The 13,943-nt window shown below is 74.3% G+C and carries 11 protein-coding genes; 10 read left to right on the plus strand and 1 reads right to left on the minus strand.

What is annotated here, in order from left to right:
- The first annotated feature begins 401 nt into the window (after positions 1-401).
- The 9 genes from J5Y04_RS01830 (at position 402) to J5Y04_RS01865 (ending at position 9,669) form a co-directional block, all read left to right on the plus strand.
- Positions 402-3,626 (plus strand): hypothetical protein, encoded by a 3,225-nt coding sequence (locus J5Y04_RS01830; protein ID WP_209409447.1) that lies wholly within the window; start codon positions 402-404, stop codon positions 3,624-3,626.
- 47 nt (positions 3,627-3,673) lie between these two features.
- The gene (locus J5Y04_RS43865) at positions 3,674-3,751 is read left to right on the plus strand and encodes a putative leader peptide (RefSeq protein ID WP_101948289.1); all 78 of its coding nucleotides are present in this window, start codon (positions 3,674-3,676) and stop codon (positions 3,749-3,751) included.
- 183 nt (positions 3,752-3,934) lie between these two features.
- Positions 3,935-4,513 carry a cysteine dioxygenase family protein gene (locus J5Y04_RS01835; protein WP_209409450.1) on the plus strand — a complete coding sequence of 193 codons (579 nt, stop codon included), beginning with the start codon at positions 3,935-3,937 and terminating at the stop codon, positions 4,511-4,513.
- Entirely contained in the window at positions 4,507-4,893 is a 387-nt protein-coding gene (locus J5Y04_RS01840) for a rhodanese-like domain-containing protein (RefSeq protein ID WP_209409453.1), read from the plus strand. The genes J5Y04_RS01835 and J5Y04_RS01840 overlap by 7 nt, the downstream gene beginning before the upstream one ends.
- 331 nt (positions 4,894-5,224) lie before the next feature.
- Complete coding sequence (locus tag J5Y04_RS01845) at positions 5,225-6,490, plus strand: ATP-binding cassette domain-containing protein (protein WP_209409455.1); 1,266 nt, start codon at positions 5,225-5,227, stop codon at positions 6,488-6,490.
- Positions 6,480-7,148, plus strand: a complete 669-nt coding sequence (locus J5Y04_RS01850; RefSeq protein ID WP_209409458.1) for an ABC transporter permease — start codon at positions 6,480-6,482, stop codon at positions 7,146-7,148. Before J5Y04_RS01845 ends, J5Y04_RS01850 begins: the two co-directional genes overlap by 11 nt.
- Positions 7,145-7,822, plus strand: a complete 678-nt coding sequence (locus tag J5Y04_RS01855) for an ABC transporter permease (RefSeq protein WP_209409460.1) — start codon at positions 7,145-7,147, stop codon at positions 7,820-7,822. Before J5Y04_RS01850 ends, J5Y04_RS01855 begins: the two co-directional genes overlap by 4 nt.
- Before the next feature lie 119 nt (positions 7,823-7,941).
- Positions 7,942-8,880 carry an ABC transporter substrate-binding protein gene (locus J5Y04_RS01860; protein ID WP_209409463.1) on the plus strand — a complete coding sequence of 313 codons (939 nt, stop codon included), beginning with the start codon at positions 7,942-7,944 and terminating at the stop codon, positions 8,878-8,880.
- A gap of 192 nt (positions 8,881-9,072) precedes the next feature.
- Positions 9,073-9,669 carry a hypothetical protein gene (locus tag J5Y04_RS01865; RefSeq protein ID WP_209409466.1) on the plus strand — a complete coding sequence of 199 codons (597 nt, stop codon included), beginning with the start codon at positions 9,073-9,075 and terminating at the stop codon, positions 9,667-9,669.
- Positions 9,670-10,019: 350 nt separating this feature from the next.
- Here the strand turns inward: J5Y04_RS01865 and J5Y04_RS01870 are convergent, their stop codons facing one another.
- Positions 10,020-11,327 carry a hypothetical protein gene (locus J5Y04_RS01870; protein WP_209409468.1) on the minus strand — a complete coding sequence of 436 codons (1,308 nt, stop codon included), beginning with the start codon at positions 11,325-11,327 and terminating at the stop codon, positions 10,020-10,022.
- Positions 11,328-12,131: 804 nt separating this feature from the next.
- Between J5Y04_RS01870 and J5Y04_RS01875 the strand changes: the two genes are divergently transcribed.
- On the plus strand, positions 12,132-13,874 hold the full coding sequence (locus tag J5Y04_RS01875; protein WP_209409470.1) for a glycosyl hydrolase family 18 protein: 1,743 nt from the start codon (positions 12,132-12,134) through the stop codon (positions 13,872-13,874).
- The last annotated feature ends 69 nt before the right edge of the window (positions 13,875-13,943 follow it).

Here is a 13,943-nt window from a genome sequence, read left to right on the forward strand (position 1 = left end):
CTCCGCAACTCCGCGGCCCGGCCGGGGTCGGGCCTGCGGTCTGAGGGTTGGCGGGGCGGTTCTGCCTGCGGGTTGACGCGTGTGTCGACGACACATCTACGTGCGTAGAACGTGGTGCGTAGACCGTAGGCCCGGCCTCGGTGGCCTGACAATACGTCGGGCGCAACGCGGCCGGGGCGATCCTGTTACGCGGACACGCGGGGTCGAGTAGATGGGATGAAACGGTCATCTACCCCGCTACCCCTCTCCTTACTCATTCGGGTGAATCCTGTGCGGGGCACTGCGCATCGGGGTAAGACGCGCCATGATGCTGCTCCGGTGCGTCACCGGGCAGTGGCCGACAGTGATCCGCTCCGCCCGGGCGGCCGGGTCCCGGGGGGGTGCACGGGGAGGTGGGTGTGGTGGCGGTGTCCGAGGAGTCCTCCGCTCCCGTTCCGCGCCCGGTCCCGCCCTGGGCCGGGGTGCTGCTCGCGCTCGGCGTGCCCGTACCGATCGCGGTGGGGTGGCTGCTCTTCCGCCACTGGGCGCCGCCGGTGCGGAGCGTGGCCCTGCAGCTGGCCGGCACCCGGGAGGCCGCCTGGGCCGTGGCCGGCGGGCAGCCCGCCGCGTACCGGGCGGCGCTGGCGGCCGGCTGGTGGCTGCTCGGCGGCTGCACCCTGACGCTCGCCGCGGCCGGGTTGCTGGGCCGGTACGTGTTCACCCGGCCGCACTGGCGGCTCACCGCACTTGCCGGGGGCGGCGCCGGGCTGCTCGCGGGCGCCTGCGGCCTCGCGGGGAACGCCCTGCTGGGCAGCCGGCTCGACGGGCTGGACCGGCTTGCCGGGCCGGGCGGCCTCGGGGCGCCCGCCGTCGGCACCGGCTCCGGCTCCGACGCCCCGTTCGCCGCCGCCTCCGCGCTCGCCACCGTCATGTGGCTGCTGCTCCTGCCGGCCGGGGTGATCGCCGTGGTCGTCGTCACCGCCACCCTCCACCGCGCACTGCGCGGCGTGTTCCGGCGCCCGCCCGAGACCGCCTCCGGGCGCACCGGGGCCCCGGAGCCTCCCGGGACCCCTGGCGCTCCCGGGGCCGCCGGCGCTCCCGGGGCGGAGGCGCCCGCGCTGGTTCCGCCCTGGCCGGTGGCCACCGCGCGCGGCGGGCACTGGCCGACCGGCCGCCGCACGCACCCCCCGCTCGACCACCGGGCCCGCTGGCGCAACGGCGCCGTGGTGCCGCCCGGCCGCGAGCACGCCCGGCTGGGGTTCTGTGTCTCCGGCGGCGGCATCCGGTCCGCCTGCATCACCCTGGGCGCCCTCCAGGCGCTGCGCCCCTGGCTGAAGGAGGCCCGCTACCTGGTCTCCGTCTCCGGCGGCGGCTACACCGTCGGCGCACTGCAACTGGCGCTCAGCGACGCGGCGCCCGGCGGACCGGTGCGCGCCGTCTCCGGCCTGACGGCGGACGACGTCCTGGAGCCCGGCTCCCCGGAGGAGGACCACCTGCGCCGGCACGCCAAGTACCTGGCGGACGGCGCCGGGCAGTGGCTGGTCGCCCTCGGGACGCTGCTGCGCGGCCTGGTCGCGGCGCTCACCCTGCTGCTCGCCGCCGTCCTGGTGCTCGGCCTCGGGCTGAGCCGCTTCTACCACCTCGTGCCACTGGCCGACCTGGACGGCCTGGCCGCGGTCGGCCTGCGCACCGGCGGGGGCGGACCGCCCGGCCCGTTCGCCGTCCGCGAGCCGGCTCTCCTGGCGCTGCTCGGACTGCTCGCGGCCGGCGTCGCCTGCTGGCTGCTCTGGCTGCTGGCCTTCTCGCTGCTCGGCTGGAACACCCTGCTGCCGCGCACGCTGCGCCGGCTCTCGTACGGCGCGCTGGCACTGGCGGCGCTGCTGGCCGCCGGGGTGCTGGTGGTGCCCGGGCTCGCCTGGGCCGCGGTCCGGCTCCAGGAGTCGCTCGCGGTCGGCGCGCAGCAGACCGGTGCGGGGCTCAGCCTCACCGTCCTGCTCAGCTACCTCGCGCTGCTGCTCGGCATCCTGTGGCACGGGCGCCGGGCCGTCGAGCAGGGCGCGGCGGCCCTCGGCGGGCTGCTGGACGGCGCCAGGCGCCTCGGCGGCGGGCTGGGCGGCCGGATCGCCGAGTACCTGCTGGTCTGGTCGGCGCTGGCCGCGCTGTCGGCTGGCGCGCTGCTCGCCCTCGGCTGGGCGGTCGCCACCGGGCACGCCTGGCCCGTCGCCGCGCAGGTGCTGCTGCCGCTCGCGCTCGGGTCGGTCGGGCTCAACCTCGACCAGACCTGGATGGGCCTGCACCCGTTCTACCGGCGCCGGCTGGCCTCCGCGTTCGCCGTTCGCCGCTCCACCGAGGACGGCGAGGTCCTGGCCCGGCCGTACCACTTCTTCCGCGAGCAGACCCGGCTCAGCCACTACGGCGCCCCGCACCCCGGCTTCCCGCAGGTGGTGTTCGCGGCGGCGGCCAACCTGTCCGGCAACTCCCGTACGCCGCCCGGGCGCAGGGCGGTCTCGTTCACCTTCTCGCACGACTACGTGGGCGGGCCGGACGTCGGCTACGCACGGACCGACCTGCTGGAGCGGCGCACCCGGCGGCACATCGCCCGGGACCTCACCGTGCAGTCCGCGATGGCGGTCTCCGGCGCCGCGTTCTCCTCGGCGATGGGGCGTCAGTCCCGGGCCTACCAGGGCCTGTTCGCCGTCACCAACGCCCGGCTCGGCACCTGGCTGCCCAATCCCGCCGTGCTCGGTCCGCTCTGGGCGGCCGAGCGGGACTGGCGGCGGGCACCACAGCCCGCCGTCCGCCGGCTCCCCTACCAACTGCGCGAACTGTGCGGGCGGTTCCCGATGGACGACCGGTTCCTGCTCACCACCGACGGCGGTCACTACGAGAACCTCGGGCTGGTCGAACTGCTCCGGCACGGCGTACGCACCGCGGTCTGCATCGACGCCAGCGGGGACACCTCCTACGCGGCCACCCTGGCGGCGGCGATCACGCTCGCCCGCGAGGAGCTGGGCATCACGATCACCCTGCACGAGCCCGAGCTGCTGATCCCGGGCAGCGCGGCCGGGCAGCCGCTGCGCGGTCTGGCGGCGCGGCTGGCCGACCGGCTCTCCGCCCGGACGGTGATCACCGGCGACATCCACTATCCGGACGCGCTCACCGTCGCGGACGAGGAGGGCGAGGAGGGCGAGGAGGGCGAGGAGGGCGGGCACGGCAAGGACGGCGCGGACGGCGTGAACGAAGGGGCCGGCGCGCACGGCGCGGACGGTGGGGAGCACGGAGGTGGCGGGAGCAGCCACGGCACCCTGATCGTCGTCCAGGCCGTGCTGACCGCCGACATGCCGTACGAGCTGCACTCCTACGCGGTGGCCAACCCGGCCTTCCCCAACGACTCCACCGGCGACCAGTGGTTCGACCACCGGCAGTTCGACGCGTACCAGACGCTCGGGCGCCATCTGGGCGAGCAGGCCGCACCCTTGGTGAAGGCCGCACTGACCGGCGCCCGCCCGGGCGCGAAGGCCCCCGCGGCCCCGCCGCAGGCCCCGCCGGACAGCGCATCGGACAGCACGTCGGACAGCGCGCCGCACATCCCTTCGCCCGCCCCGGCGCCGACTCCACCCGCACCCCGGCGCGCCACGCAGGGGTGACGGGCCTCGCTTGACTCGCGCCCTTCCCGTCGGGAAGGATCCGGCGCATGGACTCCGGCACCACTCTGGTCTGCCGCCTGCACGTCGATCTGCGACGCCAGGCGAGTTCCATCTGTGCCTGTTGACCCTGCCCTTCCCCGCCGGTCCCGCCCTGTGACGTCTTCCAGGACCCGCACCGCGCACCCGTACTCCTGACGCGCCCCGCCCGGCGCACCCGTGCCCGTCGGCACGTCCGCGGCCCCACCCGGGCCCGCGCCCGGGCACGGCCCCCGCCCTCCGCTCGCTCCGCCTTCCCCGAGGACGCCCACATGAGTCTGGACCTCGCACCCGGCACCGCCGACCCCACAACGTCCGACCCCACAACGTCCACCGCCACAACGTCCGCCGCCGCCACCGCGGTGGCGGCACCCGCCACCACCGACGGGGTCCGCGCCCCGCTGACGCCCAACGTCCTGCGCGGGATCGTCCGCGAGCTGGCCGAGCGGCCCGACCGGTGGATCCACCACGTCCGCCTCTCCACCGACGAGCGCTGGTACCGCCGGCTGGTGGCCGACGAGGACCACGAGGTCTGGCTGATCAGCTGGCTGCCCGGCCAGTCCACCGGCTTCCACGACCACGGCGGCTCGCGCGGCGCGTTCACGGTCGCGCTCGGCGAGCTGGAGGAGCTCTCGCTCGGCGGGCCCGAGCAGGGCCTGCTGATCCGCCGGGTGCCCGCCGGCACCACCCGGGCGTTCGGGCCCGAATACGTGCACGACGTCCGCAACACGGCCTCCGGCCCGGCCGTCACCCTGCACGCGTACTCGCCGCCGCTGAGCTCCATGGCGCACTACGACCTGCGGGCCGGTGGCCTGGTCCGCACCTCCCAGGAAGGACCGGAGCAGTGGTGACCACGATCGACGACCTGGTGGAGCGCGCCCGCGGGGGCGTCCACCGACCCGGGGCCCGGGAGGCCCGCCAGGCGCAGCTGAACGGCGCGCTGCTGGTGGACATCCGCCCGGCGGCGCAGCGGGCGGCCGAGGGGGAGATCCCGGGGTCGCTGGTGATCGAGCGCAACGTGCTGGAATGGCGGCTCGATCCGACCGGAAGCCACCGGATCCCGGAGGCGACGGGGTACGACGTGGAGGTGGTCGTGGTCTGCTCGGAGGGCTACGCCTCCAGTCTGGCCGCGGCCTCGCTGCGCGAGCTGGGGCTGCACCGCACGACCGACCTGGACGGTGGCTTCGTCGGCTGGGCGGCCGCCGGACTGCCGACCCGGCCGGGCGGCTGAGGGCCCGGCAGGCCTGGAGGCCCTCGGGTCCGCGAGCCCGGATCCGCCGATCCGCGGAGCCGCGGAATCCTCCTTCCCGCTGGTCCTGCGGCCCTGGACCTACGCGCCCGGGTGGTGCGTCAGAGACAGGAGATGATTCAGGTCATAGTCTGATCAGGGTTTCCGCCGGCCCGTTCCTGGGCAGCCACGCGGGCGGAAGAACGTCCGGGCAGGTGATATGACAGATGGACAGCTGCATCACGCACCGTCAACTGTCGACAAACCGCCACCGACCGACAGACCGCCACCATCGGCGCCGCCACCACGGGGCGCCGAGACGAGGAAACTCCCCGTGATCAGATTCGACGGCGCCGGAAAGCGCCACCCCGACGGCACCATCGCCGTCGGGGGCCTGGACCTCGACGTGCCCACCGGCCGGATAACCGTGCTGGTCGGCCCGTCCGGCTGCGGCAAGACGACCCTGCTGCGCATGGTCAACCGGATGGTCGAGCCGACCTCGGGCCGGGTGCTGCTCGACGGCACGGACGTCGCCGAGCTGGAGCCCGCCAAACTGCGCCGCGGCATCGGGTACGTCATCCAGCAGGCCGGACTCTTCCCGCACCGCAGGGTCATCGACAACATCGCCACCGTCCCCTACCTGCTCGGCTGGGACCGGAAGAAGGCCCGCGCCCGGGCCGCCGAGCTGCTGGAGCTGGTCGGGCTGGCGCCCGAGACCGGCAAGCGGTACCCGTTCCAGCTCTCCGGCGGCCAGCAGCAGCGCGTCGGCGTGGCCCGGGCCCTGGCAGCGGACCCGCCGGTGCTGCTGATGGACGAGCCTTTCAGCGCCGTCGACCCGGTGGTCCGCGCCGGGCTCCAGGACGAGCTGCTGCGCCTCCAGTCCGAGCTGCACAAGACGGTGCTGTTCGTGACGCACGACATCGAGGAGGCCGTCCGGCTCGGCGACCAGGTCGTGGTGCTGCGCGAACAGGGCCGGATCGCCCAGCTCGCCGATCCGCACACCCTGCTCACCGCACCCGCCGACGACGACGTCGCCGCCTTCCTCGGCCGCGACCGCGGCCTGCGCGGGCTCGGCCTGCGCCCCGCCTCCACCGTCACCGTCCGCCCGGTGGCCGACGGGCTGCGCCACGGCGGCTGGGAGTTGGCACTGGACGACCAACGCCGCCCGATCGGCTGGATCGACCGGGACGCGCCCACCGCCACGCTGCACCCGGCGGCCGGCTATCACCCGGGGACGGACACCCTGCGCAGCGCACTGGACGCCGCCGTCCTCTCCCCCGCCGGGGTCGCCGTCGCGCTGGACGCCGACGGGCGGGCCACCGGGACGGCGAGCCGCGAGGCCGTCCTCGCCGCCCTCGCGAACACCGCCCCCCTGACCGGAACTCCCGCCGCCCTCACGGGAACCGCCGACAAGTCGGCGGGGTCCGTCGTCAAGTCAGCGGGGTCCGTCGTCAAGTCAGCGGCAACCGGCATCCAGCCGGCGGCAACCGGCGTCCAGCCCGCGGCAACCGGCGTCCAGCCGGCGGGGAGCCCCGGGGCGACGGACGGACCGGACGGCGCCGACCGGGCCGCGACGGACGGGGCCACCGGTGGACGATGAACCGATCGTCCGCTGGTACTGGATCGGCGACCACCTCGGCTACCTCGGCGACCTGCTCGCCGACCACGCGGTGATCGCACTGCTCCCGGTGCTGATCGGCCTGCTGCTGGCCGTCCCGCTCGGCCTGGTCTGCACCCGGTACCCCCGGCTCTACCAGCCCTTCGCCGCCGTCTTCAACGTCGTCTACGCGCTGCCGTCGGTGGCCGTCTTCGTGCTGCTCATCCCCTACACCGGACTGGCCACCCAGGCCACCGTGATGATCCCGCTCACCTTCTACGCCGTGGCCGTGCTGCTGCCGACCACGGTGGACGGGCTGCGGGCCGTCCCCGAACCGGTCCGGCAGGCGGCCACCGCGATGGGCTACGGGCCCTGGCACCGGCTCACGGCCGTCGAACTGCCCGCCGCCGTGCCGTACCTGGTGGCCGGTCTGCGGGTGGCGGCGGTCTCCAGCATCTCGCTGGCCAGCGTCGGCGCGCTGATCGGGCGCGGCGGGCTGGGCTACCTGTTCATCGACGGCTTCCAGCGCACCTTCCCGACCCCGATCGTGGCCGGCATCGTGCTGATCGCCGCCCTGGCACTGGCCGTGGACCTGCTGCTGCTCGGCGCACGGCGGCTGCTCGCGCCGTGGGCCGTCCGGGAGAAGGGGGCGGCCCGGTGAACTGGCTCTCCTGGCTGGGGGACTTCTTCTCCTCCCCGGACCGCCGCAGCGGCCCGGACTCGATCGTGCACCGCGTCGCCGAGCACCTGCTGCTCTCCGGCGAGGCGCTGCTCTGTGCGGCCCTGCTGGCCGTCCCGCTCGGCCTGCTGATCGGCTACACCGGGCGCGGCGCCGCCGCCGTCACCTCGCTGGCCGGCGCCGCCCGCGCGCTGCCCACGCTCGGGCTGGTGACGCTGGCGGTGCTGCTGGCCGGGGTGGGCGACACCGCCGTCCTGGTGCCGCTGATCGCCCTCGCCGCGCCACCGCTGCTGGTGGCCGCCGTCGAGGGGGTGCGCGGCACCGACCCGGACGTCCGGGACGCCGCGCGCGGCGTCGGGCTGACGCACCCGCAGGTGCTGTGGCAGGTCTGCCTGCCGTCCGCACTGCCGACCCTGCTGGCCGGGTTCCGGACCGCATCCGTACAGGTGATCGCGACGGCCACGGTCGCCGCGTACGTCGGTCTCGGCGGCCTCGGCCGGTACGTCATCGACGGGCTGGCCACCCGGGACTACGCCGTCACGGCGGGCGGCGCGCTGCTGGTGGTGCTGCTCGCGGTCGGTGTCCAGCTCTTCTTCGCCCTGCTCACCCGGTACGCGCTCCCGCCCGGGCTGCGCGGCCGGCGCCGGGCCGGCTGATCGTCCCCCGCACCCGTGGACGGGCTGTTCCTCGTCCACGCCCACGCACCGGCCGCTCCCGCTCACGCCCGGCGGCCGCACCGCTCCTCGTTCACGCTCCTGAAGGGACACACGTCACCATGTCGACTTCCGCACCCCGGAGAAACGTCCGCCGGGCCCTGGCCCTCGGCACCCTCGCCGCGCTCGCCCTCGGCGCCACCGCCTGCTCCTCCTCCGGCGGGGACCCGCTGGGCGGCGGCTCCTCGTCGGCGGCCACCGGCGCGGGTTCCGGCTCCACCGTGGTGGTCGGCTCGGCGAACTTCCCCGAGAACGTGCTGCTCGGCTCGATCTACTCGCAGGCGCTCAAGGCCAAGGGCGTCAAGGTCGAGGAGAAGTTCAACATCGGCAGCCGCGAGGTGCTCTACGGGCAGCTGCAGAACGGCAGCCTGACCGTACTGCCCGAGTACAACGGCGCGCTCCTCGCCTACCTGGGTGGCAAGGCGTCGGCACCGACCAAGGAGGAGGTCAACGCCACGCTGGCGAAGACCCTGCCGGCCTCGCTGGCCCTCCTGGACTCCTCCCCCGCCGAGGACAAGGACACCCTGAGCGTCAGCCAGGAAACCGCCGACAAGTACGGCCTGAAGAGCATCGCCGACCTGGCCGCCAAGGCGGGCGAGCTCACCATCGGCGGCCCGCCGGAGTTCAAGAACCGCCAGGAGCAGCCGCTCAAGGACGTCTACGGGCTCTCCTTCAAGGAGTGGAAGCCGACCGGCGAGACCACCGCCAACGCGGTCAAGGACGGCACCATCCAGATCGGCAACGTCTTCTCCACCGACCCGAAGATCTCCCAGCTGAAGCTCGTACCGCTGGCCGACCCGAAGGGCCTGTTCGGCGCGCAGAACGTCACGCCGCTGGTCAACAAGGCGGGGGTGGATGCCAAGGCCACGGCCGCGCTCAACGCGGTGTCGGCCAAGCTGGACACGGCGGGGCTGCTGACGCTGATGAAGAAGGTCGCCGTCGACAAGGAGGACCCGTCGGCGGTGGCCAAGGAGTGGCTGAAGACCAACGGCCTGAGCTGAGCCGGGTCTCCTGCGGGCGGCGGCCCCGGGCAACGTCCCGGGCCGCCGCCCTCCGTCCCCGCTCCGCCTCCGTCCCCGCCTCCGCCTCTGCCCCCGCTCCCGGCTGCCTCCTTCCTCCTGCGCCGGTTCACGCCCCGTTTCTCATATCTGAGGATCTTCCCTTGGGCGGCGCGAACATGACAGTGTGGCGGGATGCGCACTCGTCTTCTCGCCGCCACCCTCACGGCATTCGCCGCGGTGAGTCTCGCCGCCTGCTCCAGCTCGGGCTCCGGCACCACCGCAGCCGGCAGCACCGCGAGCGGCACCCCCACCGCCTCGACCGCCGCCACCACACCCGCCGCCCCCGCCGCGAGCACCCCCGCCACCGGCGACACAGCCGCGGCCACCCCGGGCACGCCGACCACCCCCGCCGCGGGCGCCTCCGACGGACCGGCCCCCGGCGCCTCCTCACCCGGCGCCCCCGACGCCCCCAACACCGCGGCGCCGTCCAAGCCCGCGCCGCCGGCCGACGCCGGGCTGCCCACCAAGCCGGGCAGCGACGTCACCGCCAAGCTGGTCGCCGCGCTGGACGCGATCGACCCGGCGATCGTCGGCGGCAAGCCGGACCAGGCCGTCGACCGGGCCCGCACCCAGTGCCAGTCGATGTACCAGTTCCCCAAGGACCGGACCAAGCTGGTCGAGCTCGCCAACCAGCGCTTCACCGCACCCGACCACCCCCAGGGCTTCGGCGACGAGAAGGCCGGGAAGATCCTCGACGCACTGCGCGCCACCCTCTGCCCGCCGGCCTGAACAGACCCGGGTGTGTGAGCAGGTCCGAGCGGCCCCCTCACGCCACCCGGTGAGCGGCCCGGTGTCCTGAGCTCCGGGCAGCCGTGGCCGCGCGCGACGCCCGCGCGCGGCCACGGCGCACCAATGCCGCGGTGCCGCCGTTCCGCCATGCCGCTCGAACCCCCTTGCAGGGGCCGCGAGAACCCCAGCGCGGGCGGTCACCGACGCACGGGAGCTCCTATCCCGCCGGCAGCCTGACGAGGCGCAGGCCGACCGGAACAGCGCCGGGTGAGAGACCCCCGGACTCGGAGGGCGCCTCCCATTCGTTGCGCCTGACGTCACCTCAGAGATGCTGCAGCAGGCGAAGCAGATCACGCGAAGCGCGAGCTGCGGACCGGGCCGCTGGAGCGGCAACGGTCGCGCGGACCGGCCAGCCACCGGTGCCCGACGGCGCGGGCGAAGGCGGCCAGCGCCTCGTCCGGGTCGGCCGGGGTCTCTCCGTCACCGTCGTCGGGCGTCGGGTCGGCGGCGAGGATGTCCGCCGCCAACTCCTCGGCGGTGCGCCCGTCCGGCTCGCCCCCGAAGGGCTCCCAGGGGGCACGCACCGTCTGGCCGAGCAGGCCGCAGACGTCGGCGGCAGCGCCCGGCGGGCTGGTCCAGCACGTGGCGTGCTCGTACAGCACCTCGCCGGGCGCACGCTCGCGCAGCAGGACGACCAGTTCGTCGTCCACCTCCCCCAGGTCGTACGCCACCACGACGGAGTTCCCGGCGCCCGGCCGGTAGGGCTGCACGGGCAGGCCGAGTACCTCCGCGGCGGCCAGGCCGAGAGCGCGGTCGGCGCGCCCCGGCAGCAGCGAGACCGACCGCGGGCGGGTCCCGGTCGCCTCCAGCACCAGCCGCAGCCGCTCCAGCGTGCGACGGCAGAGGCCGTAGTCGTCCTGGACGAACGCGTAGCGGCCGGTCATGCCCGCAGTCCAGCCGTACGGCGAGAGCGTGGCCAGCAGGCCGCCGGTGAGGGTGAAGTGCCAGGCGCGCAGGGCCTGGTGGCCGAGTGGGTCGGAACCGCCGGGCCGTGCGGTGGCAGCAACGGCGTCGGCGCGCTCCAGTGAGCGGCGCAGCCGGTCGGCGGCGGGCTGCCACTGCCCGGCGTCGGCGGGCAGGCGGTCGAGGTCCGCGCGGGCCGCGGCGGCGTCGCCGGCCATCAAGGCGTTGTAGGCGAGCAGGTAGCGCTCGGGCCAGTCGCGGAGCAGGGCGTCGTGTTCGCGCAGCACCGTGACGGCCTCGGCGTGCCGCTCCTCGTCCTCCAGGGCGACGGCGAGTTCGGCGAGGATGGGCAGGCGCTGGTCGGCATGGCCGCGACCCCGGGCGAACAGGCCGCGCTTCGGGGCGGCGGCCAGGCGCAGGGCCTCGGCGAGGGCGGGGACGGCCAGGAAGGCGGCGCCGCTCCCGACGCACGCGTAACCGTACTCGTAGAGCGCGACGGGGTCGGCGGGCGCGGCGACGAGGGCGCGGGCGGCTGCGGCGAGGTCCTCGAAGCCGCCGTCGACAGCGAGCCGCCCGACCAGCGGGGCGACCTCGGCTGCGGCCACCTCCGCTGCGGCCGAGCGGAGTTCGCGCAGGGCCGCGTCCGGGTCACCGGCCTCGACGAGGCTCCAGGCGGTCTCCAGCGGGGTCGTCATCACAGGGTTTCCTCCAGAGGGTCGAACGGGCGCGGGGGCGGACGGGAGCAAGGCGTGCGGGAGGTACGACTGACGTCGCGATCGCGGACATCGGCATGGCGGTCATCGGGATCGCGGTCATCGGGATCGCGGACGACTCACCGCAGGCGGCCCGTCGTGGGCGGCCGGCGGCGGACGGCAAGGAGTCGGGCGCGCACAGCGAATCCCGCCACGCTCCTCGGACTTCCGGATTCCGGCTTCGGGCTTCCGGCACGGGCTTCGAGTTGCGGATGGCGGGTGGCGCGGGCCGGGCCGTGGGTGTCCGGCGTCGGCGGGTGGGGCTCACCTGCCCGGGCGGCGATCGCCCTTCCTGTTGAGGTCGCACATGGGAACGATCATGTCGAACGGCACCGCCGCCCGCAAGCAGATTGCCCGCCCCACAACGGCCGGACCGGTGCGCCGACGAACTGTTAGGACTCTTGACAGAGGACTGGTCTAGTCCAACCATAAGCATGTCGATCCGACCGGGATGCACTGTGGGGGTGTGACCACCGGCGGCTGAGGCACTGCCATGCCCTGCTCCGCTCCGCCCCCGACCGCACCGTTCCGCATGCCCGCACACCGGCATGCCCGTTCCGCCGCGGCTCCCGCACGCCCCCACCCCGCAAGTCCGCACCCGAGCAGGCCCGCAAGCCCGCAAGGGTGCAACTCCGCAACGCCCCCATCCAGCAAGGCCGTTACCGAGCAAGACCGCACCTCCGCATTCCCGCAGCACAGTTCAGTACTTCGCCAACGTCCTGCCCCACCAAGTCTGTTGGAGAATCCATGCGTCTACGCAGAACGATCCAGGCCGCCCTGACCGCCTGTGCCACGCTGGTCGCGTCGGCCGGGCTGGTCGCCGCCGGGACGGGCCCGGCCGAGGCCGCGACTCCGTTGCCGAACCGGGTGTTCGCCCCCTACTTCGAGTCCTGGACCGGCCAGAGCCCGGCGGCGCTGGCCGCGCAGTCCGGCGCCAAGCACCTGACGATGGCGTTCCTGCAGACCGCCACCAAGGGCTCGTGCACGCCGTACTGGAACGGCGACACCGGACTGCCGGTCGCCTCGTCCTCGTTCGGGGCCGACATCGCCACCATCCGGGCGAACGGCGGCGACGTGATCCCGTCCTTCGGCGGCTACACCGCCGACAACACCGGTACCGAACTCGCCGACAGCTGCACGGACGTGAACCAGATCGCGGCCGCCTTCGAGAACGTCATCACCACCTACGACATCAGCCGGATCGACCTCGACATCGAGGACAACTCGCTGACCAACACCGCCGGCATCGACCGCCGCAACAAGGCGATCAAGCTGGTGCAGGACTGGGCGGCCGCCAACGGCCGTTCGGTCCAGTTCTCCTACACGCTGCCGACCACCACCAGCGGCCTGGCCTCCAGCGGCCTGGCGGTGCTGAAGAACGCGGTCAGCAACAACGCCCGGATCGACGTCGTCAACATGATGACCTTCGACTACTACGACAACGCCGCCCACGACATGGCCGCCGACACCCAGACCTCGGCGACCGGGCTCTACAACCAGTTGGCCAAGCTCTACCCGACCAAGACCCCCGCCCAGCTGTGGGGTTCGATCGGCATCACCGAGATGGTCGGCATCGACGACTTCGGCGCGGCCGAGACCTTCACCGTCGCCAACGCCACCACCGTCTACAACTGGGCGGTCTCGAAGGGCATCAACACGCTCTCCTTCTGGGCCCTCCAGCGTGACAACGGCGGCTGCCCGGGGACCGGCGGGCGGGACGACTGCTCGGGAATCAGCCAGGGCACCTGGGACTTCACCCACATCTTCGCGCCCTTCACCAGCAGCACCCCGGTGGGCAACGACTTCTCGGTCGCCGTGAACCCGAACTCCGGCACGGTCACCGCCGGTTCCTCCACCAGCGCGACCATCTCCACCGCCGTGACGGCCGGTTCCGCGCAGAGCCTCAACCTCACCGTCACCGGCGCCCCCGCCGGCGTCACCGCCACCGTGACCCCCGGCAGCGTCACCGCCGGCAACACGGCCACCCTCAACATCACCACCACCGCCTCGGCGGCCCCCGGCACCTACCCGCTAACCGTCACCGGCAGCGGCGCGTCCGGCAGCCACACCGGCACCTACAACCTGACGGTCACCGGGGTCACCCCGCCCGGCGGCCTCGTCAACGGCGGCCTGGAGACCGGCAGCCTCGCCCCCTGGACCTGCCAGAGCGGCGGCGCGGTGGTCTCCACCCCGGCCCACTCCGGCTCCTACGCCCTCCAGGCGGCGGCCGGCGCCGGCCAGACCGGCCAGTGCTCGCAGACCGTGACGCTCCAGCCCAACACCTCGTACACGCTGAGCGGCTGGGTCCAGGGCAGCTACGCCTACCTCGGCGTGAGCGGCGGCGCCACCGCCAGCACCTGGACGAACGCCTCCGGCTGGACCAGGCTGAGCGTCCCGTTCACCACCGGCGCCACCGGCACCGTCACGGTGTACCTGCACGGCTGGTACGGCCAGGGCAACGTCTACGGCGACGACTTCGCCATCGCCTGACCCGCCTGACCCGTCTGACCCGCCTGCTCTGCCTGCCCTGCCTGCCCTGCCTGCCCTGCCTGCCCTGCC

The organism is Kitasatospora sp. RG8, from assembly GCF_017813315.1.
In the GTDB taxonomy this organism is placed as follows: domain Bacteria; phylum Actinomycetota; class Actinomycetes; order Streptomycetales; family Streptomycetaceae; genus Kitasatospora.

What these genes read in the sequence shown, in the direction of transcription:
- J5Y04_RS43865 (WP_101948289.1), top strand. Translation starts at nt 3,674, where the DNA reads ATGGACTCCGGCACCACTCTGGTCTGCCGCCTGCACGTCGATCTGCGA.
- J5Y04_RS01835 (WP_209409450.1), top strand. Translation starts at nt 3,935, where the DNA reads ATGAGTCTGGACCTCGCACCCGGCACCGCCGACCCCACAACGTCCGAC.
- J5Y04_RS01860 (WP_209409463.1), top strand. Translation starts at nt 7,942, where the DNA reads ATGTCGACTTCCGCACCCCGGAGAAACGTCCGCCGGGCCCTGGCCCTC.
- J5Y04_RS01865 (WP_209409466.1), top strand. Translation starts at nt 9,073, where the DNA reads ATGCGCACTCGTCTTCTCGCCGCCACCCTCACGGCATTCGCCGCGGTG.
- J5Y04_RS01870 (WP_209409468.1), bottom strand. Translation starts at nt 11,327, where the DNA reads ATGACGACCCCGCTGGAGACCGCCTGGAGCCTCGTCGAGGCCGGTGAC.
- J5Y04_RS01875 (WP_209409470.1), top strand. Translation starts at nt 12,132, where the DNA reads ATGCGTCTACGCAGAACGATCCAGGCCGCCCTGACCGCCTGTGCCACG.